The organism is Devosia neptuniae (assembly GCF_025452235.1).
GTDB lineage: Bacteria > Pseudomonadota > Alphaproteobacteria > Rhizobiales > Devosiaceae > Devosia.
This window is the reverse complement of record NZ_CP104965.1, coordinates 2,475,727-2,495,483: the sequence shown is the minus strand read 5'-3', so window position 1 is coordinate 2,495,483 and position 19,757 is coordinate 2,475,727. Positions and strand designations below refer to the sequence as shown.

Genomic DNA, 19,757 nt, shown 5'->3' with positions numbered 1-19,757 from the left:
TACGCAAAATCCGGTGGAGTTCCCATGTACCAAGTGCTGCCGTTCAGATTGCTCGTTTTAACCTTCGCAACCGCGGCATTGCTGGCGGCCGACGTTCTTGAATGGGGAAGCGTCGCAACTGGCCTAGAAATGCCTGCCCGATGGGTCACGAGCATTTTGGGTGCACTTCTTATTCTCCTCGCCTTTAAGCCCGTTTGGCGCCTGATTTGGAAGCTTCTCTTCCTCAAGCATATATTTCCCGACCTGAACGGAGAGTATGAGGTCGAAATCCAACACAATTGGCCTATCCGAGAGATGCTCCTGAAATCTGCAGCAGAAGGTACGCCTTTCGATCCTAGACTTCCGGACACCGTTTTGCCGCCGCTCGGGGTAACAAAACTAAGTGCAAAGATCGATTTGGGATTTTACAATATTAGGATGACTATGTGGTCGGAGAGAATAGAAGACGGAGTAATCGTCATCGACAGATCTAGAACCATAAGCACGACTCTAATTAAGCCCTGCGACGGCCACCCGCACCGCTTGGCGTACACCTATCAACAAGTGAATAGGCGAGAAACACTTGCCGCGAGTGACGATGCCGTATTTGAGGGCTCAGCAGTGCTGAACATTGAGGACGTGAATAGCGGCGTGCTAGCGGGCCAGTATTGGACGAACCGCGCATGGCATCGCGGGCTAAGCACTGCCGGAAATATAAAATTGACGCGCCGCAAATAGCTAGGCTCATGCGACGCTGGTAGCGGGCGACGCTCACCAATTCCGAGGGCGTCTACTCGCCTTGAGACGATAGCCCACGGGCAATAGCTTTTACGTGGCACACAGTCATCCCCCCTCCCCCATAAACCCACCCAATCCCGCCATCGAAAACATTCATTGGACGCTCCGGCCTGGCCGGTCGATCATTCCGGCATGACCGAGCCTGCCGATCCGCCCCGCCTGTCCAATAATGGCCCGCCGCTTGATGATGATCCGCGCCCCTGGGGCGCCAATGGGATTGGCACTTATTTCGAATGGGCGGCGGCGCAGAAGGCGGCGTTCGATGTGCCCTATGACATCGCCCTGCTGCGCGCCCGGCGGGCCGAGAAGCTGGGGCTGACTTACGACGAATATTCGCTCGAAATCCTCGAGCGCGGCCGCTTTCTCAATGCCGAAGACGCCGAGCGTATCGCCGCCATCAAACGCCGCCGCCCGCTCTGAGGCGCTTGCGCCTGCCCCACCCACGGTGTCACCCCCAAACACGGTGTCACCCCGGCGCAGGCCGGGGCCCATCTCGAGATATCCCCGCAGCAAGGTGTGTGGGGACTTGAGCATTCACTTGAACCGGAGCGCCCCCACCCTAGCCCTCCCCTCCCCCTTGAGGGGAGGGCTAGGGTGGGGGTTCTGCGCGCTCCAAAAGCTCTATGTTGGCGAAAAGCGCAGAACCCCCACCCTCAATCCCTCCCCTCAAGGGGGAGGGAGGCAGATCGTGGCTCTCGAAATTGACTCCAAGAACCTGAAACGTCGATTCAGCCTGACCCTTTCACAAGGGGGAGGGAATTGCTTCGTGGCTCCCCGCCCACAAACTTCTCCCCGCCCTCACCCACACTGCTATCCTCACCGGTTTCACCTCTGGGGGAACAGCATGTCCACAAAGCCTCATCTCAGCCAGCGCGCCATTGTCGCCTATAATCGGCTGAGCCGCGAAGTCGCGGCGCTCAATTATCTCGTCAGGATATCCAAGCCATCCGGCACGCTGGGAGAAACCGGGCGAATATGCCTCGACCGCGCCTTGCGCATCGCCAATCGGCTCTATCGGCGCGAGCCCGGAATGCCGTTTTTCGGGCGGATCGATACCAGAGAACCACTGACCCAGGCCGATCTGGCCCTTATGGTCGCCCGCCTGAGCGTCGCCGGCATGGCCTTTGAGGAACGCTATGCCCATCTCACCGCGCCCGGCCTCGCCGCGCAGGCGCCCCGCCTCTCCGCCGATGGCCTGCCCTCGCCGCACGCCTGAGCGAAAAACTTATCCCCGCCCCGTTGAGGGTATGTCACTATTTCCCCATCCCGCCAGTCACCGGTCCCCACGCAGGGCCGGGCGGGGTGGCCGTGGGATGGGGGCGCCTGTCCAGTGGGGTTGGAAACTCGGCAGCCGGACCTGCAAGAATGGTACCGCCTGAACCGGACCCTGCGCAAAAGCGGATCGTGACGGGCGGCCTTTGGCTCCCCTAGTCTAAACTGGTCGAGTCAAAGGCCGCCCGTTACCGTGTCTCCGCAGGCGTCCGCGCCGTGCGGCGCTTCATCATGTCCGCGGCAAGCGCTTGAAACTCGCCGCACTCTGGCGCATTTCATTCAATGACTAAAGAACGGGAGACCCGATCATGCGCGCCCTGCCCCTTGCGGCCCTCGCCGCCCTGCTGCTCGTCACCCCGGCCCTGGCCGAGCCGCTGGCCCGCGTCAAGGGTGGCAATATCGATGTGCGCACCGGCCCCGGCACCCGCTATGACATTATCGGCAAGCTGGCCGATGGCGCCCAGGTACCGCTCGACGAATGCACCCGCGACGGTCGCTGGTGCCGGGTCAGCGGTTCCGGCTGGGTGCGGGCGAGCTATCTCGTCGGCTGGTCCGCCAAGATGCGCGTCACCCAGCCCGATTTCATCGGCGGCGGCCCCTGGTTCACCTTCAACGACAGCGACGACGAGGATCGGGGGATTCTGGATTAGTTAAAGCCAGCCGCTCAGCTCTCGGCGCACCATCGCCTCGATCATGTCCATGCCATCCGGGCTGTCATTGAGGCACGGAATATAGGCGAATTGCTCGCCCCCGGCCTGCATGAAGGTTTCCTTGCCCTGCATGGCGATCTCTTCCAGCGTCTCGATACAGTCGGCCGAAAAGGCCGGCGCCAGGATCGCAACTTTCTTGATCCCCTTGCCCGGCAGCGCCCCCAGCGTCACATCGGTATAGGGCTCCAGCCATTTGGTCGGCCCGAAGCGGGATTGGAACGTCACCATGATGCGGCTTTCGTCCCAGCCCAAATGCTCGCGCACCAGCCGCGTCGTCTTGAGACACTGGCAATGATAGGGGTCGCCGCGTTCCAAATACTCTACCGGCATGCCGTGATAGCTGGTGATCACTAGGTCCGGCACAAAATCCAGCGCCGCCACGCCATCGCGGATCGACTTGGCCAGCACCTCGACATATTTCGCATCATCGAAATAGGCCGGCGCCGTCCGCACCGCCGGCTGCCAGCGCATCTGGCCCAGCGCCTCGAACGCCTTGTCATTGGCGGTCGCGGTCGTCGTCGCCGAATATTGCGGATAAAGCGGCACCAGCAAAATCTTCTGGCAACCCGCCTGCTGCAGCTTGTCCAGCACGCTTTTGGTCGATGGATTGCCATAGCGCATGGCAAATTCCACCATCACATTGCTCTCGCCCGCCAGCCGCTGCGCCAGCGCCTCGGTCTGGTTACGGGTAATCACCCGCAGCGGGCTCTCGTTCTTGTCCTTGTCCCAGATCTGCGCATAAGCATGGCCGCTTTTCTTGGGCCGGAAGCTCAGGATCACCAGATTGAGAATCGGCCACCACAGCCATTTCGGCGTCTCGATGACACGCGGATCACTCAGGAATTCCTTGAGATAGCGGCGCACGCTCCAGTAATCCGTCGCGTCAGGCGTACCCAGATTGAGCAGCACCACGCCGATTTTCGGCGTCTGCACAGGCGGATGATCGGCAGGAAGAATTTGGGACATGAAATGGAGCTGTTTGGAAGAATTCTAACGTTGGCGGCACCATAGCGGCTCGCGCCATAACCGCAAGGCGGCGATGGGTCGCGCTTTTGCCCCTACAAACTCGCAATCAACAGCAACACCCCAAATACCAGCACCAGCACGGCGCCCGCCAGTTCCGCCCACCACAGCACAGCGGTGGTCACCGGATTATCAACGCCCCCGATCCGCCGCGCCAGCCCCTTGGCCGTCACCGCCAAAGTCGCCAACGCCGCCACCGTGATCGCCGTCCCCGCCCCCATCAGGAACACGGCGACAATCCCCGCCGCGAGCAGCCCCTGCGACAGCGCAAAGACCAGCACCACCAGCGCGCCCGAACAGGGCCGCAGCCCCACCGCCAGCACCACGCCCAATTGCTCCCGCCAACTCCCGCTCGCCGCTTCCGGCGTCACGATATGCTGGTGACCGTGGTGATCATGGTCATCGTGCTCATGCTCATGATGTCCGTGCTCATGATGGGCGTGGTCATGGTCATGCCCATGGTGATCATGATCATCCTCATGCAAATGCGCATGCGCCTTCTGCGCCATGTCATCAGCATGGTGGTGATGGTGCGAATGGCCCCAGCCAAACAGCTTGCGCGCAATCAGCCACACGCCCAGCAGCGCCACCATCCCGTAGGAGACAATGCCGATCCAGTTCGCCGCATTGCCCATGGCAATGCTCGTCATGCCCAAAATCCCGGCCGCCACCAGCACGAACAGCACCGCCACCGCGGACTGGATCATCGCCGAGATAATGCTGAGCAGCACCCCGCGCCGCGCCTGCGCCTCGTTGGCTAGCACATAGGAGGAGATGACAATCTTGCCGTGCCCTGGCCCGGCCGCATGCAGCACGCCATAGAGAAAGCTCAGGCCACCCAGCAGCCAGAACGCTGTCCAGTCCGTGCGCAGCGCCCCGAGCGAGGCATTCATCGCGCCATAAAAGTGCCGCTCCTGCTCCCGCAGCCAGTCCTGCATCGGGCCGAGAAACCCGAGGCGTGGCAGTTTGATACTCGGCTCCGGCGGCGGCCCGCCAAACGGAATCGAGGGCTTGACCACCGCCACGTCATTGATCGCATCCAGCGCCGTCGAGGGCGCCGCAGCTGGCGCATCGCCACAGGTGATCACGATCATCCCCTGCGTACCCCGCATCGCTGCGGCGAGATCCGGCGGCAATTCGGTCACGTCCGGCCCCAGCGCATAAAGCCGGCTCTGCACGCCAGGGTCCATCTCCTTGGGCGGATCGAGCGTCACCGCGCAACTGCCCGGCGCATTCTCCAGCGTCACATCGCTTTTGTCGGCAAAGGTGATGGCCACATAATAATCGGGGTCATAAACCCCCAGCTCAAACCTTTGCCCCACCGGATGCGGCCGCTCGGTTTTGAGCGAATAGCTCAGCGTCACCCGCCCATTCTCATAGACCATGTGCTGGTCGCCCAGGGCCTGGAATTTCAGCAGCGAAACCTGCGAGCCAGCAAAGGTGTAGAATTCAAATTCGCCGAGCCCCTGCACATTCTCGTCCGCCAGGCTCTGCAATTCCTCGGGGCTGGTGATCCGATCGCCATTGGTGTCGAGCCCCTGGATCACCCAGGACGAAAACGCTTCGTCAAAGGTCCAGTCATGCTTGAGCCCCACGACAGCGCCGCTATCATCGAACTGCACGCTCACCTTGGCATCGATGAAAATATGCGGATGCGCCAATGCCGGCGCCACCAGGGTCAGCAGACCAGCCAAAACCACCGCCAGCAGGCGGGCCAAATTCCAAACGCTCACGCCGCGCCCCTAACTGATCGGATGCTTCTGGAACCACTCGACCAGATGGTCGATCAGCGCCCGCACCTTGCCCGCCAGGTGCCGGCGGTGCGGATACACCGCCTGCAGCGTCTGGCCGGTTTGCAGATAGCGGGTCAGCACGGGAACGAGCTCACCTTTGGCCACTGCCGGATCAGCGAGGTAGGATGGCAATGCGGCAAAGCCGAGACCGAGAACGGCCGCCTGCCGCGCCGCTAACGGAGAATTGACCCGCACTGGTCCGCTCACCGGAATGGAGATGGTTTTGCCCTCCTCATCGATGAACCGCCAGTTCGATTGCCCCTGCAGATTGGTGTCGACAATGCAGGGCATGGTGCGTAGCGCATCGGGGTGCTCGGGCGTGCCCAGCGTTTTGAGCAGCGATGGCGCCCCGCCAATCACGATGTGCATATCGGCAATCTTGCGGGCGATCAGCGAAGAATCCTGCAGCGTGGAAATCCGCAGCGCCACATCGATCCCCTCGTCGACCAGATCGACATAGCGATCCTCCAGCCGCAGATCGAGCGTCACCTTGGGATATTTGGCCAGATACGCGAAAATCGCCGGCGCCAGCGTATCCTCGCCGAAATTGCGCGGCGCCGACACCCGCAACAGCCCGCGCGGCTCGGCGGTCTGGTCGGTGATGGTCGCGTCCAGGTCATCCAGTTGCTGCAGCAGCGCGCTGGCCTCGCGATAATAGGCTTCCCCCGCCTCGGTCAGGCTCAGCTTGCGCGTCGTGCGGTTCATCAGCCGCACGCCCAGATAATCCTCAAGGTCGGTCACATATTTGCTGAGCAGCGCCTTGGAGCGCCCATGCTGGCGCGCCGCCGATGAAAAGCCACCGGAATCGAACACCTGCACAAAGGCACGAATACGGGCCAGGTCCTGTGTCATATTCTACTCCAACCTGCCCAGATCAAACGCCGCCACCTCATCCACCAATTGGGCAAAGCCGCGCAAGGCATGATCCGCGCTCGCCGCGCCCTTTTCCGCACTCGCCAACAGGGCATTGCCCGCCGCGCCCTGCGGATTGAGATCGCGGCTCAGCCAACCCGGCCGCGTCCGTCCATGCGTCTTGAGCCAGCGCGTCTCCGCATCCCAGCGCGACGCCGCCGAATCAAAATCCGCCAGCTGCTGCTGTCGCACCGCATCAGGCCAATAATGCAGCATCAGCGAGGTTTCGATATCGCCGCCATGAATGCCATAGGCCAGCTCATTGCCGGCAAACAACCCCTCGGGCTGGCCAAACCGCAGCCAGGCCGCGCTCACCGCCAGCATGTCCCGCTGCGCCCGCAACCGCGTCGCCAAAAGCGCCACAACCTCTGAATTGCCGCCATGGCTCGACACCACGATCAGCTTGCGCACGCCCGCCTCGACCGCCGCGCCAACCACATCGCTCCACGCCGCCAGCAGCGTTTCCGCGCCATGGGTAAACACCCCGGCAAAGCCCGAATGCTCGAGGCTATGCCCGATGCTCTGCAGCGGCAGCACCAGCAATTCGTGCTCGGGGCTCACATAATCGGCCAGCCGGCCCAGATGCCCCCGCGCAATATCGCAATCGGTCGACAGCGGCAGATGCGGCCCATGCGGCTCGATGGCGGCCACCGGCAGCACGGCAATGGTGTGCGGTCCGGCAAAGCGGGCAAATTCCGGTGCGGTCAGCTGTTCGGCAAAATGGGTGGCCAAGCTGCGCTCCGTTCAAATTAATGGGGGCAATCAACGCATAACTCATCTGCGCCCAGTGAACAATAACGGGCCTTGGTCGTTACCCGATTAACGATAGGATGGAATGGCTGATCGACGTGCCCAAGGAGTTCGGACTATTTTCCCACTTATGTCCAAACCCTCGTCCCGCTCCACGCTCTACCGGCTGATCGAAGCCGGCCAGCTCGCCCACAAGGCCCTGCTGCTGCCGCTGCTCGAACGCGGGCTTGAGCCCGGCGACGATGCGGTCCTGTTCGAACTCGGCCGCTCCGGCGCCACCGAGGCCGATCTCGCCAGCCAATTGGGCCTCCCGGTCGAGAACCTTGCGGCGCGCCTCACCCGCCTCATCGAGCGCGAATTGGTCACCCGCCAGGCCGTTGGCCCAGAACTGGCCCCCGGCGTCGCCCTCACCCCCCGCGGCATCCGCATCCGCAATGGCCTGGCCGACCACTGGGCGCAACTCGAAGAAGCCCTGCTCGGCGAGCTGAAACCCAAACCCCGCAAGAAACTGGCCACGACGCTGAAGCGCTTCGTGGATTTGCTGAAGCTCTAAGGTCCCCTCTGACTGGCCCCAATTCCACCCCACCCACGGTGTCATCCCGGCGAAGGCCGGAATGACACCGTATTTGACTGCAAGATCAGAGCACCATCCCACCCCACCCGCCAAGCGGTCCCTCCCCCTATCAGGGGGAGGCTAGGAGGGGGTACTCCGATGCCCGCCCCATCAACCAACGACAGCCAAAATCCCCCCCCGCAACGAGATCGCTGCCCCGGCGTTTCCCCTCCCCCAACATGACCAACCCATTCAGCTCCAGTTCATCGCCAATGGTGTTTTATGCACTCACAGGCACAGAGGTGCTTAACAGGGAAAGGAGTTCAACAATGGCTTTGAGAACCAAACTCATCGCTGGCGGACTGGCGGCTTTTGCAGTGCTTGCAACCGCTACGGCCGCTATGGCTGCCCCGGCCTATGTCACCAGCAATGTCAATGTGCGGTCCGGCCCCGGCACCGGCTATGGCGTGGTCGATACACTGCGCCGTGGCGAACAGGTTGACGTGCAGCAGTGCCGCGGCAGCTGGTGCTATGTCGAGAAGCGCGGCCCCGATGGCTGGGTTTCCGCCAATTATCTGAGCGCCGGCGGCAATGGCGGCGGTTGGGACAATGGCTGGAACCGTCCGCCTCCGCCCCCGCCGACCTGGAACCCGCGTCCCCCGCGTCCGCCCCATTGGGGTGGTGGCTGGGACCGCCCGCGCCCACCCCATTGGGGTGGTGGTTGGGATGGCCGCCCACCGCGTCCGCAGCCCATCTATCCGGGTAATCCGGGTGGCGGCAGCGTCTGCTTCAACGGCCCCAACGGTTATGTCTGCATGGGCAACTAGCCCCAACAACAATAACGCCGCCCTCCGGGGCGGCGTTTCTCATTCGTGGCCCGGCAGGCTCGCCTCGGCCGGCACGCCCACCTTGCGCATCCGCTCCCGCGCCATCACCACCAGCCCCGCCACCACGATGATCCCCGCCCCGATCAGCGAAATGCCGTCGATCCAGTGCCCGAAGACCAATGCGCTGAGCACGATCGCCCATGGCAACGAGAAGTAATTGAACGGCTGCAAGACGCTCGCCGGCGCCATCGTCAGGGCATAGGTCATCAGCCCATGGCCGGCGCAGGTGGTGGCCATGACCACGACGACCAGCGCAAAATCGACCCACCCCATCGGCTGCCAGAAGAAACAGCCGACAAGACCGGACAATACGAGCCCAACCACTGCGGCATAGGTCATGCTGGTGGCGGCGCTGTCGTGCGCGCTGACTTTGCGGGTAATGACAATATAGAGCGCATAGAGCGTCGCCGAGGCCAAAGCGAACAGCACGCCCCAATCGAGCGGCAAACCGCCGGGCCGCACGATGACCAGTGCACCGGCAAAGCCGACCCCGACGGCAACAAACCGGAAAATGCCGACCTTTTCGCCCAGAATGGGAATGGCGAACAGCGTGACCAATAGCGGATAGATCACGGTAATGGCCTGCAATTCGCCCAGCGGCACGGTGCGCAGCGCCAAGGCAAACAGCCAGATATCGGCCATCAGCAACAATCCGCGCAGCACCTGCCATGCCGGCACCTTGGAGCGGAATGCCTGCCGCAGCGGCGCTTGCCGCATCACCATCACCAGCGCAAAGGCGGCAAAGCCCCAATAGCGCATCATGGTGATCTGAAAGCTCGAATAGTCCTGCACCAGGATTTTGGAGATCGCGTCCTGCACGCCGAATACGGCTATGGTCACGAGGGTGAGGAAAATGGCGCGGCCGACGAGATTGCTGCGCCCGTCAAGGGCAGTAACGGACATGAATGGGTCGCTGACGGTAATTTGGATTGCCTGAGCAACCTGAGTTGCGCTCCGACTCGCTGGCCGGAGCGCAAGCACTATCGAATTGCTTAGCTCTTGGCAGTAGCCGATTTGACCATGCCGGCAATGGCGGTCAGGATGCCGCCGCCGACCAGGCCCGTTGCGCCCTGGCCAACCAGGGCACCGATATCGAGCCCGCCGGTCGCTGCCGCGGCGGTCGCGCCGCCAACCAGCCCGCTCAGCCCCGGAATAAGGCTTGCGAGCCAGGTGCCGGCCACACCACCGACGGCGCCGGCAATGGTATTGCCGGTCGGTCCGAGATTGAGGCTTTTGACGATCTGGCCGATCACATTGCCGCCGGCCCCACCGGCGATCAGTTGCACGAGAATAGGTACGATGACTTCCATAGTGTCCCTCTCCTATACGCCGTGCGAGCCCTCCGCCCCACGGACAATCAACAATCTACTGCTGTTCGTTGTGCAACAAAAGGACAAGCCTACTGTCTAATCCTGTCAGTATGACTGCGCGATTAGAGCCAACCAATACTAGCGCTTTCCCCCTTGTACGCGGAGATTGATGTGCCCGCCCAAAGCGGCCTATGGTCCCCCAAAAGCACCGAATCCGGCCCCAATGAGCAATTTCACACCCCCATCGCCGCATGTTCCCGTTGCCCTGGTCACCGGCGCGGGCGAACGCATTGGCGCCGCTATCGCACTGGCCCTGGCGCAGTCCGGCTATGCCGTCATCGCTCATTATCGGCGCAATGCCGATGGCGCCCAGCGAGTCGTAGCACAAATCGAGTCGGGGGGTGGGCGGGCCATGGCCATCCAGGCCGATCTGGCCGATCGCAGCCAGCGCGCGCATCTGGTGGCGGACGCCGCCCGCCCTTTCGGCCCGCTGACCACGCTGATCAACAATGCCTCGATCTACGAGCGCGACAGCGCCCGCGACCTTGACGAGGCGCTGTGGGATGCCCATTTCGCCATTCATGCCGAGGCGCCCGCCTTCCTGTCGCGCGATTTCGCCGCGCAACTGCCCGCAGGCGTATCCGGCAATATCATCAACATCATCGATGAACGCGTGCTCGATCTCTCCCCCGCCTATTTCAGCTATACGCTCAGCAAATCCGTGCTCTGGACCATGACGCGCACCCTGGCCCAGTCCTTGGCGCCCGCCATCCGCGTCAATGCTGTAGCGCCCGGCCCCGCCGTCGCCCCGCCCGCCATTCCCCAGGACAAGTTCGACCAGCGCCGCGCCGAACTGCCCCTGCAAACGGCTGCCGATGCCAATGGCATTGCCCAGGGCGTCATGGCCATTCTGGGCCTGGCCAGCATGACCGGGCAGATGCTTGCCCTCGATGGCGGCGAACACCTCGAATTTCCGGCCCATCGCCGGCCGACCCCACGATCATGACCGACGACATCGCCACCACGCCCCCACCCAGCGGCCACGAAGTCATCCGCGCTTTCGTGCGCACCCTGCCCGCCGCCCCCGGCGTCTACCGCATGCTCGATGCGGAAGGCGAGGTCATGTATGTGGGCAAGGCAAGGAACCTCAAGGCTCGCGTCACCAATTACACCCGGCCCGAAGCGCTCGAAGTGCGTCTGCAGCGCATGATCGCTTCCACCGTGACCATGGAATTCGTGCGCACGGAAACCGAGTCCGAAGCGCTGCTGCTCGAAGCCAATATGATCAAGCGGCTCAAGCCGCGGTTCAACGTGCTGCTGCGCGACGACAAAAGCTTCCCCTATATCCTGATCGCCACCGATCACGAGGCGCCCGAGCTGACCAAGCATCGCGGCACCCGCCGCCGCAAAGGGCATTATTTCGGCCCCTTCGCCTCGGCCACCGCCGTCGGCCGCACCATTGCCAGCCTGCAAAAAGCCTTCCTCCTGCGCAATTGCTCGGACAGCTTCTACGCCGCCCGCACCCGCCCGTGCCTGCAATTCCAGATCAAGCGCTGCGCCGCCCCCTGCACCCGCGAAATCAGCCTTGAAGGTTATGGCGAGCTGGTCGAAGACGCCCGCCAATTCCTCTCCGGCAAGTCCAGCGCCGTGCGCAATCACCTGCAGGCCGACATGAACCAGGCCGCCGAACAACTCGATTTCGAGCGCGCCGCCCTGATCCGCGACCGCCTCTCCGCCCTCGCTTTGATCCAGAGCCAGGGCGACGGCACCGCCAAGACCGTCGAAGAAGCCGACGTCTTCGCCATCCACCACGAAGGCGGCCAGTTCTGCGTGCAGGTCTTCTTCTTCCGCGCCTTCCAGAACTGGGGCAATTACCCCTATCGCCCCCGCGCTGACGCCAGCCTTTCCGACGCCGAAGTGCTCGAAGCCTTTATCGGCCAGTTCTACGAAAACCGCACCCCGGCCCGCCTCGTGCTGATCAGCCACGAGCTGGCCGAACCTGCCGTCATGGAGGAAGCCCTTTCCACCCGCGCCGGCCGCCGGGTCTATATCGAACAGCCCAAGCGCGGCGAAAAGCGCGACCTGGTCAATCACGCCCTCAACAATGCCCGCGAAGCGCTTGGCCGCCAGCTCGCCGAAGGCGCCACCAACCGCACCCTGCTTGAAGGCGTCGCCAATTGCTTCGGCCTCGACGAGCCACCCCGCCGCATCGAGATCTACGACAATTCCCACATCTCGGGCACCAATGCGATCGGCGCCATGGTGGTGGCCGGCGAGGAAGGCTTTTCCAAAAGCACTACCGCACCTTCAACATCAAATCCGACATCGCCGCCGGCGACGATTTCGGCATGATGCGCGAAGTGCTGACCCGCCGCTTCACCCGCCTCGCCAATGAAAGCGATGCCGAAGCCGACGAGGTCGAAGATAGCGGCATGCCCGACTGGCCCGATGTCGTCTTCATCGATGGCGGCGCCGGCCAGCTCAATGCCGTGCGCGAGGTGATCGCCCAGCTCAACCTGCCCAAGGACGTGACCTTTATCGGCATCGCCAAGGGCGAGGAACGCGATGCCGGCCGCGAAAAATTCTTCATGGAAGGCCGCGAAGCCTTCATGCTCCCCCATCGCGATCCGGTCCTCTACTACGTCCAGCGCCTGCGCGACGAAGCCCACCGCTTCGCCATCGGCACCCACCGCGCCAAGCGCAGCAAGGCCCAGATCAAGAACCCGCTCGACGAAATCGAAGGCATCGGCCCCACCCGCAAACGCGCCCTCCTCAACCATTTCGGCTCCGCCAAAGCCGTCGGCCGCGCCAGCCTGCTCGACCTCGAAGCCGTCCCCGGCATTTCCAACGCCATGGCCCAGCTGATCTACGATCACTTCAATCGCGGATAACCTGCGTTCCGAACGCAGAAATACATATCGGCGTGGCAGCAGACTGTCGAAACCGGCCGCCGTCATTCGTCGCAACGATGAACGCACCGGAGAAGACCTATGAAGTTCATCACCTTCGTCCACACTACCAATGCCGCCGAAGCCGGCCCACCACCGCCCGCCTTGATGCAGGCGATCGTCGCGCTGGGCATGGAGGCCGGTGCCGCCTTGGTGGAAACCGGCGGCATGTCCGATACCGCCACCGTCAAGGTCCGCCGCAGCCAGCTCATCACCGACGGTCCCTTCGCCGAAACCAAGGAACTCATCGGCGGCTACGCCATCTACGACCTGCCCACCGAGGCCCAGATCGTCTCTTGGGCCCAGCGCTTCGCCGACCTCCACCGCCAGCATTGGCCCCAGTGGGAAGGCGAAATCACCATCCAGCAACTGCACGGCTTCGATATGCCAGGGTGAACCCCGAACATCTTCTCATCCCAAAGTCAGAGTCGACAAACCCCAAAACCCGCGCTACATCTGCTCCCATGATCTCCGTCGCAACCATCTCGTTTTGGTATTTTAGCTATCCGCTCCCGGCGGAGGCTATTGTGCGCTTGATCTGATCTCACCAAGAGACGACCAAACCCGAAGCCAGCCGCCCGACCCACGAGGCGGCTTTTTTGTTGGCCGCTGTCGAGCAAGACACACCGAGGAACCGACAAATGCTCAAGACCACCGATGATCTGCGGATCAATTCCATCACCGAGCTGACCACCCCAATCGAGGTGATGCGCCAGCATCCGCGCACCGACGCGGCCACGCGCACCGTCATCAGCGCCCGCCATGATCTGCATAATATCCTGGCCGGCCAGGACGATCGTCTCGCCGTCGTGGTTGGCCCCTGCTCGATCCACGACACCCAGGCCGCCATGGATTACGCGCAGCGACTCGTGGCGCTGCGCGAAACCCTTGGCGACCGGCTTGAGATCATCATGCGCGTCTACTTTGAAAAGCCCCGCACCACTGTCGGTTGGAAGGGCTTGATCAACGATCCCAATCTCGATGGCACCTTCGACATCGATACGGGGCTGCACACCGCCCGCGCCCTGCTGCTCGACATCAATAATCTGGGCCTGCCCGCCGCCTGCGAATTCCTCGACATGACGACGCCCCAGTACATTGCCGATCTCGTCAGCTGGGCCGCCATCGGCGCCCGCACCACCGAAAGCCAGATCCACCGCGAGCTGGCCTCGGGCCTGTCCTGCCCGGTCGGCTTCAAGAACGGCACCGACGGCAATCTGCAGATCGCGCTCGACGCGGTCAAATCCGCCAGCCAGCCACACCATTTCATGGCCGTGACCAAAACTGGCCGCTCCGCCATCGCCTCGACCACCGGCAATGAGGATTGCCACGTCATCCTGCGCGGCGGCAAGGTGCCGAACTACGACGCCGCCAATGTCGAGGCATCGGCCAAGGCCGCCGCCAAAGCCGGCGTGCCCGCCACCATCATGATCGACGCCAGCCACGCCAATTCGTCCAAAAAGCCGGAAAATCAGCCCCTGGTCCTCGCCGATATCGGCCACCAGCTCGCCGCCGGCGACCGCCGCATCATCGGCGTCATGATCGAGAGCAACCTCGTCGCCGGCCGTCAGGACCTCGTCCCCGGCCAGCCACTGACCTATGGTCAGTCGATCACCGATGGCTGCATCGATTGGGACACCACGGTCACGGCGCTGCAAGCTTTGGCCGAGTCGGTAACCCAGCGCCGCGCGGCCACCAATCAGGCTGTCGCATAATATCGCAGTCGACACCCTCCCCCTCGCGGGGAGGGATCAAGGGAGGGGGGCGGAGGCCCGAATATCGGGGCTCTCGATACCCCCACCTAACCTCCCCCTGATAGGGGGAGGAACCGCTCAGTGGCTTAAACTCAATCCAGCCCCAAACGCGGAAAGGTCCCTCCCCCTATCAGGGGGAGGTTAGGAGGGGGTACCCCGATGCCCGTCAAACCATCTTGACCCCCTCGCCCCCATCCTGTTCTGTCCCCCCATGGCCAGAAACCCGCTCCTGCTCGTCCCCAATCTGATCACCATCGCGCGCATTCTCGCGATCATCCCCATTGTCGCCCTGGTGATGGAAGGCAGCACCGCATTGCGCATCGTCGCGCTGGTGCTCTACATCCTCGCCGCCGCCAGCGACTGGCTCGATGGCTATCTGGCCCGCGCCTGGAATCAATATTCCCCGCTCGGCCGTATGCTCGACCCCATTGCCGACAAGCTCCTCGTCGGCATCCTCATCGCCGCCCTCGCCTGGGACGGCAGCCTCTCCGCCCTCGACATGATCCCCGCCGTCGCCATCCTGTTCCGCGAATTCTTCATTCCCGGCCTGCGCGAATTCCTCGGCAATGCCGCAGTCGTGCTACCGGTCAGCAAGCTCGCCAAGTGGAAAACCACGATCCAATTGGTAGCGCTCGCCATCGTACTGCTCGAACGCGCCGTTCCCGGCCTCGGCCTCGTCAGCGACATCGCCCTATGGGCCGCCGGCATCCTGACCCTGTGGACCGGCTGGCAATATCTGCTCGCCAGCTGGCCGCACCTGTCGGGCGACGCCAAATGAAAATCCTCTATTTCGCCTGGCTACGCGAACGCCTCAACAAGGGCGAGGAAGACGTCACCCTGCCGCCCGAAGTCGCCACCATCGCCAACCTGCTCGATTGGCTGGCCGACCGCGACGAAGCCGCCGCCCTGGCCCTTGAAAAACGCAGCCTCATCAAAGCCGCCATCAACGCCAAGCTGGTGCAACACGACGCCTCCCTCGCCGGCGCCCACACCGTGGCCCTCTTTCCCCCCATGACCGGCGGCTGACATGGATATCCGCGTCACCACCGCCCCATTCGATCCCGGCGCCGAGGCCAACGCCTTCATCGCCCGCGGTGCCGCCGCCGGCGCCGCTGTGACCTTTACCGGCCTCGTCCGCTCCCTGCCCGACGATCCGATCGTCTCATTGACGCTCGACTGCTATCCCGAGCTCGCCATTAACCAGTTGACCGCCCTCGCCGCCACCGCCACCGAGCGCTTTCAGCTGGCCGACGTCACCATCATCCACCGCTACGGCCCCATGCTGCCCGGCGAGCCGATCGTGCAGGTCATGACGCTCTCGGCCCACCGCCAACCCGCCTTCGACGCCGCCCAGTTGATCATGGACCACCTCAAAACCGACGCCCCCTTCTGGAAGAAGGAGCAAACGGCGCGGGGCGAGCACTGGGTAGAAGCCAAATCCGCCGACGATAAAGCCAAGGCGCGGTGGGAGTAAGTTAGGACCAATCGACATTCAGCTCAGGCTGAGCCGAAAGTGGCGGTTTTCGAGAACCGGAGCGCAGCGTACTTTGGGTACGTGAGCACCGGAAGCGCAGAAAATTGCCATTTGCAGGCCGGCATCAGCTGAATGTCGATTGGTCCTAGTCGTCCAGCCAGCTTTGCGGGTCGGTCATACCGTGAACGACTGCAACGGCCAAAATGCCAAAGCTCTCGGGACGATAGAGGATAAGATAGGACCCCGCGACCAGCATTCGGGCGCCCGGTCCCAATTCTGGTCGCGCCACGCCAATCAAGGCGTTGTCGGCAGCCAAGGTGAGCTTGTCGAGCAACCGCGCCAATAGCGCATCGGCAGCATTTTCGCTGTCTTCCGCTACATAATGCCAGATTTGACGCAAGTCCTGGCGCGCCCTTGGAGTCAGGCGATAACTACCCACGCGCGCGACGCTCGGCCTTCAAATCCGCCAGAAAAACAGCGCGATCGAGTTCTTCGCCGTCGCCGCTCGCAAGGCCCGCGTCATAGGCAGTCTTGAGATAGTTCAGTTCCGCCGCCCGCAGCGCCTCTCGTCGCTCCCACAGCCGCAGCGCGTCGCGCACCACTTCGCTATTGGAAGCATAGGCGCCGGTATCGACAGCCGCCTGCAAACTGCTGGCCTGCTTATTCGACAGGGAGATGGTGAGGGTGCGCATAGGTTCAGATTTGGTCATATCTCACACTAGCACAATTCTCATTTCCTAACAATATTTGTTAGGAACCCCACGCCGCAAAAACAAAAAGGCCGGGCTTCCACCCGGCCTCTCCAAATCTCAATGCGAAGAAACTACTCCGCCGCTGCCCGCTTGGGCTGAACCTCAGCCGAATACGCATCAATCAGCGTCCGGCAAGCCTCGCCCGGCGTAAACTTGAACTCCCCGATCTCGCTGACCGGCGTCACTTCCGCGGCCGTGCCGGTGAGGAAGCATTCGTCGAACTGGCTCAGCTCTTCCGGCATGATGTGCCGCTCGGTCACGGTAAAGCCATTGCGCTTGGCCAGATCGATCAACGTCTGCCGCGTGATGCCGTTGAGGAAGCAATCGGGCGTCGGCGTGGTGATCTCTTTGCCCTTGATGAAGAACACATTGGCGCCCGTGGCCTCAGCCACATAGCCGCGATAGTCCAGCATCAGCGCGTCGGCATAGCCATTGGCCATGGCCGCGTCCTTGGAGAGCGTGCAGATCATATAAAGACCCGCAGCCTTGGCCGAGGACGGAATGGTCTCCGGCGACGGGCGCTTCCACTTGCTCCATTCGAGGCGAATACCCTTAAGCTTTTCCTCGACCGAGAAATAGCTCGGCCACACCCAGGCTGCGATCGCCAGATGCACTGTATTGTTCCGCGCCGGAACGCTCAGCTCTTCCGAGCCGCGCCAGGCGACGGGACGAATATAGGCATCGACCAGGCCGTTCTTTTCCAGAACCTGCCGCTTGGCTTCCTCGATCTGCTCGACCGACCAGGGAATGGTGAAATCCAGCGTCTTGCCCGAACGGATCAGCCGCTCGGTATGCTCACGCGACTTGAAGATTTCGCCGCCATAGGCGCGCTCGCCCTCGAACACCGAGCTGGCATAGTGCAGCCCGTGCGTCAGCACGTGAATCTTTGCGTCCTTCCAGGGTTTGAACTCGCCGTCAAACCAGATCCAGCCTTCACGCTGGTCCATTGGCACGCCTGCCATGATCCTCTCCCGCATCCATTGATTGTGCGTCGACCACAACGGTCTGGCGCTTTTGGCGTCGATCATGCCCCAGGCCCAAGCCCTTGGCAAACCACAAAGGCTTTGGGATAAGACTGATTGGCGTCCTGATGGAAACACAATGGCAGCAGACCAAAAAAATGTCAACATAGCTGACATAAATTTCGCTGAGATCGATCGCGACGCGCTCCCGCTCGATATTATGGGGCTGTTTTTCTTTGCCTACCGGGATTTTACCGGCGATGCCGATGCCCTGCTCGAACGCCAGGGCTTTGGCCGCGCCCATCATCGGGTGCTGTATTTCGTCAATCTGCGCCCCGGCATGCCGGTGGCCGATCTGCTCGATATCCTCAAGATCACCAAGCAGAGTCTGGCCCGTGTGCTCCGCCAATTGATCGATAATGGCTATATCGAACAAAAAACCGGCCATTCCGACCGCCGCCAGCGCCTGCTCTTCGCCACCGACAAGGGCCGCCAGCTCTTCTCCACCCTCTCCGCCTCCCAAGCCAGCCGCATCGACGCCGCCATCGCCGCCCTCCCCCCGAAGCCGCCCGCATCGTCCGGCGGTTCCTGGTAGGCATGGTCGAGCCGGGTGACCGGACTGTGCTGGACAGATTGAATTTGACGGGCGGATTGTAACACCAAATCGCCCCACCCACGGTGCGCTCCCTCGCCCCTTGAGGGAGAGGGACGACAATTCTGTGTTCAGCAGAATTGACAGGGTGAGGGGTTCTGCGCTCTCCCATGCCAGAAGCGCAGAAAGAGACCCCTCATCCGCCGCTACGCGGCACCTTCTCCCTCAAGGGGAGAAGGGTAGGCACTGCGCCTCCCCACCCACGGAGCCCACCCTCGCCCCTTGTGGGAGAGGGAAAGACCTGACGCGTTCAGCGGAAGGTCAGGGTGAGGGGTATGGAGCCATCCCATGCTTCAATGCAGGCTCCGCCACAATGTCATTCCCGCGAAAGCGGGAACCTCCGTTTCCTTCCCCAAAAACAAAAATCCCCGCTTTCGCGGGGATAACACCGTGGTGGGAAAGGCCGCTCAGCCCCGCCCCAATTCCTCACTCCGCTTCCGCGCCGCTGCAACCGCCCGCGCCATCAACGGCGCCAGGCCATCATCAGCCATCAACACCGCCAAAGCCTCGGCCGTCACGCCCTTGGGCGAGGTCACATTCTGCCGCAAGACCGCCGCCGGCGCCGGATCGGCCTCCAGCAGCGCCGCAGCGCCGATCACCGTCTGCCGCGCCAATTGCATGGCCAGAGCAGGCGACAATCCCTGTTGCTCCCCAGCCGCCGCCAGCGCCTCGACCATGTTGAACACATAGGCCGGCCCCGACCCGGAAACCGCCGTCAGCGCATCGATATCGCCTTCATCGGCCAGCCACACCACCTGCCCGGACGCGCCCAACAGCGCATCCACGCTCGCCTTTTCGGCAGCCGAAACATCCGGCGCGGCCACCGCCCCGGTAATCCCCTTGCCGACCTGCGCCGGCGTATTGGGCATGGTGCGCACCACCCGGCCCGTCCCCGTCCCGCGCACCAGCCGGGCAATATCGATGCCAGCGGCAACCGACACGACCAGCGTCTGCGGCCCAACCACCGGCAGCACCTGCTCCATTACGCCATCGATGACCTGGGGCTTGACCGCCAGCACCAGCACATTGGGCAGCAGCCCACTGGCCTCGGGGTAAATCTGCAGATCATAGTCCCGCGCCAAGGCCTTGGCCGCTTCGCTTGGCGACGGCGCAATCAGAATGAGGTTGCTCTCGGGCAGCCCGGCAGCGAGCCAGCTCTTGGCCATGGCCAGGCCCATCTTGCCGGCCCCAACCAACATGACCGGGCCGATATCGCGCAGCGACACGC

General features: G+C 62.8%; 22 protein-coding genes and 2 pseudogenes. 14 read left to right on the top strand and 10 right to left on the bottom strand.

Annotated features, from left to right (window positions below):
• Window positions 1-24 precede the first annotated feature (24 nt).
• The 4 genes from N8A98_RS15070 (at window position 25) to N8A98_RS15055 (ending at window position 2,699) form a co-directional block, all read left to right on the top strand.
• The gene (locus N8A98_RS15070) at window positions 25-717 is read left to right on the top strand and encodes a hypothetical protein (protein ID WP_262166473.1); all 693 of its coding nucleotides are present in this window, start codon (window positions 25-27) and stop codon (window positions 715-717) included.
• Between the two features lie 192 nt (window positions 718-909).
• Window positions 910-1,197, top strand: a complete 288-nt coding sequence (locus N8A98_RS15065; RefSeq protein ID WP_262166472.1) for a hypothetical protein — start codon at window positions 910-912, stop codon at window positions 1,195-1,197.
• A 424-nt stretch (window positions 1,198-1,621) separates the two neighbouring features.
• Entirely contained in the window at window positions 1,622-1,993 is a 372-nt protein-coding gene (locus tag N8A98_RS15060; protein WP_262166470.1) for a hypothetical protein, read from the top strand.
• A gap of 364 nt (window positions 1,994-2,357) precedes the next feature.
• Window positions 2,358-2,699, top strand: a complete 342-nt coding sequence (locus tag N8A98_RS15055) for an SH3 domain-containing protein (protein ID WP_113123974.1) — start codon at window positions 2,358-2,360, stop codon at window positions 2,697-2,699.
• On the opposite strand, the gene hemH is transcribed toward N8A98_RS15055, so the two are convergent.
• The 4 genes from hemH to N8A98_RS15035 form a co-directional block, all read right to left on the bottom strand.
• On the bottom strand, window positions 2,700-3,725 hold the full coding sequence (hemH, locus tag N8A98_RS15050; protein ID WP_262166467.1) for a ferrochelatase: 1,026 nt from the start codon (window positions 3,723-3,725) through the stop codon (window positions 2,700-2,702).
• Window positions 3,726-3,817: 92 nt separating this feature from the next.
• Window positions 3,818-5,515: a HoxN/HupN/NixA family nickel/cobalt transporter gene (locus N8A98_RS15045; protein ID WP_262166465.1), complete on the bottom strand. Its 1,698-nt coding sequence runs from the start codon at window positions 5,513-5,515 to the stop codon at window positions 3,818-3,820.
• Window positions 5,516-5,524: 9 nt separating this feature from the next.
• Complete coding sequence (locus N8A98_RS15040) at window positions 5,525-6,427, bottom strand: LysR family transcriptional regulator (protein ID WP_113123977.1); 903 nt, start codon at window positions 6,425-6,427, stop codon at window positions 5,525-5,527.
• A gap of 3 nt (window positions 6,428-6,430) precedes the next feature.
• On the bottom strand, window positions 6,431-7,219 hold the full coding sequence (locus N8A98_RS15035) for a creatininase family protein (RefSeq protein WP_262166462.1): 789 nt from the start codon (window positions 7,217-7,219) through the stop codon (window positions 6,431-6,433).
• Between the two features lie 148 nt (window positions 7,220-7,367).
• Between N8A98_RS15035 and N8A98_RS15030 the strand changes: the two genes are divergently transcribed.
• Both N8A98_RS15030 and N8A98_RS15025 read left to right on the top strand, forming a co-directional pair.
• Complete coding sequence (locus tag N8A98_RS15030; protein WP_262166460.1) at window positions 7,368-7,790, top strand: winged helix DNA-binding protein; 423 nt, start codon at window positions 7,368-7,370, stop codon at window positions 7,788-7,790.
• Between the two features lie 329 nt (window positions 7,791-8,119).
• Window positions 8,120-8,617 (top strand): SH3 domain-containing protein, encoded by a 498-nt coding sequence (locus N8A98_RS15025; RefSeq protein WP_262166458.1) that lies wholly within the window; start codon window positions 8,120-8,122, stop codon window positions 8,615-8,617.
• Between the two features lie 39 nt (window positions 8,618-8,656).
• Here the strand turns inward: N8A98_RS15025 and N8A98_RS15020 are convergent, their stop codons facing one another.
• Both N8A98_RS15020 and N8A98_RS15015 read right to left on the bottom strand, forming a co-directional pair.
• On the bottom strand, window positions 8,657-9,580 hold the full coding sequence (locus N8A98_RS15020; RefSeq protein ID WP_262166456.1) for a DMT family transporter: 924 nt from the start codon (window positions 9,578-9,580) through the stop codon (window positions 8,657-8,659).
• Window positions 9,581-9,669: 89 nt separating this feature from the next.
• Window positions 9,670-9,987, bottom strand: coding sequence for a hypothetical protein (locus N8A98_RS15015; RefSeq protein WP_262166454.1), 318 nt, complete (start codon window positions 9,985-9,987; stop codon window positions 9,670-9,672).
• 223 nt (window positions 9,988-10,210) lie between these two features.
• Between N8A98_RS15015 and N8A98_RS15010 the strand changes: the two genes are divergently transcribed.
• The 7 genes and pseudogenes from N8A98_RS15010 (at window position 10,211) to N8A98_RS14980 (ending at window position 16,163) form a co-directional block, all read left to right on the top strand.
• Complete coding sequence (locus N8A98_RS15010) at window positions 10,211-10,993, top strand: SDR family oxidoreductase (RefSeq protein WP_113122536.1); 783 nt, start codon at window positions 10,211-10,213, stop codon at window positions 10,991-10,993.
• Window positions 10,990-12,878 (top strand): annotated as a pseudogene (gene uvrC, locus N8A98_RS15005) (excinuclease ABC subunit UvrC). The gene N8A98_RS15010 and the pseudogene uvrC overlap by 4 nt, the downstream one beginning before the upstream one ends.
• A gap of 99 nt (window positions 12,879-12,977) precedes the next feature.
• Window positions 12,978-13,331 carry a YciI family protein gene (locus N8A98_RS15000; RefSeq protein ID WP_262166452.1) on the top strand — a complete coding sequence of 118 codons (354 nt, stop codon included), beginning with the start codon at window positions 12,978-12,980 and terminating at the stop codon, window positions 13,329-13,331.
• 245 nt (window positions 13,332-13,576) lie between these two features.
• A complete protein-coding gene (locus N8A98_RS14995) occupies window positions 13,577-14,650 on the top strand; it encodes a 3-deoxy-7-phosphoheptulonate synthase (RefSeq protein WP_262166451.1) in 1,074 nt (357 codons plus the stop codon).
• Window positions 14,651-14,900: 250 nt separating this feature from the next.
• Window positions 14,901-15,467, top strand: coding sequence for a CDP-diacylglycerol--glycerol-3-phosphate 3-phosphatidyltransferase (gene pgsA / locus N8A98_RS14990; protein WP_262166449.1), 567 nt, complete (start codon window positions 14,901-14,903; stop codon window positions 15,465-15,467).
• Window positions 15,464-15,715 carry a molybdopterin converting factor subunit 1 gene (gene moaD, locus N8A98_RS14985; RefSeq protein ID WP_262166448.1) on the top strand — a complete coding sequence of 84 codons (252 nt, stop codon included), beginning with the start codon at window positions 15,464-15,466 and terminating at the stop codon, window positions 15,713-15,715. The genes pgsA and moaD overlap by 4 nt, the downstream gene beginning before the upstream one ends.
• 1 nt (window position 15,716) lies before the next feature.
• Window positions 15,717-16,163: a molybdenum cofactor biosynthesis protein MoaE gene (locus tag N8A98_RS14980; protein ID WP_262166446.1), complete on the top strand. Its 447-nt coding sequence runs from the start codon at window positions 15,717-15,719 to the stop codon at window positions 16,161-16,163.
• A gap of 145 nt (window positions 16,164-16,308) precedes the next feature.
• Here the strand turns inward: N8A98_RS14980 and N8A98_RS14975 are convergent, their stop codons facing one another.
• The 3 genes from N8A98_RS14975 to N8A98_RS14965 all read right to left on the bottom strand — a co-directional run bounded on the left by N8A98_RS14975 (window position 16,309) and on the right by N8A98_RS14965 (window position 17,877).
• Complete coding sequence (locus tag N8A98_RS14975) at window positions 16,309-16,563, bottom strand: type II toxin-antitoxin system RelE/ParE family toxin (protein WP_262166445.1); 255 nt, start codon at window positions 16,561-16,563, stop codon at window positions 16,309-16,311.
• Window positions 16,564-16,594: 31 nt separating this feature from the next.
• Entirely contained in the window at window positions 16,595-16,873 is a 279-nt protein-coding gene (locus N8A98_RS14970; RefSeq protein WP_390888773.1) for a ribbon-helix-helix domain-containing protein, read from the bottom strand.
• Between the two features lie 113 nt (window positions 16,874-16,986).
• Window positions 16,987-17,877, bottom strand: coding sequence for a branched-chain amino acid aminotransferase (locus tag N8A98_RS14965; protein WP_262166443.1), 891 nt, complete (start codon window positions 17,875-17,877; stop codon window positions 16,987-16,989).
• Between the two features lie 139 nt (window positions 17,878-18,016).
• Between N8A98_RS14965 and N8A98_RS14960 the strand changes: the two are divergent.
• A pseudogene (locus N8A98_RS14960) lies at window positions 18,017-18,534 on the top strand (MarR family winged helix-turn-helix transcriptional regulator).
• A gap of 402 nt (window positions 18,535-18,936) precedes the next feature.
• Here N8A98_RS14960 and proC read toward each other — a convergent pair.
• Window positions 18,937-19,755 (bottom strand): pyrroline-5-carboxylate reductase, encoded by an 819-nt coding sequence (gene proC / locus N8A98_RS14955; RefSeq protein ID WP_262166442.1) that lies wholly within the window; start codon window positions 19,753-19,755, stop codon window positions 18,937-18,939.
• Window positions 19,756-19,757 lie beyond the last annotated feature (2 nt).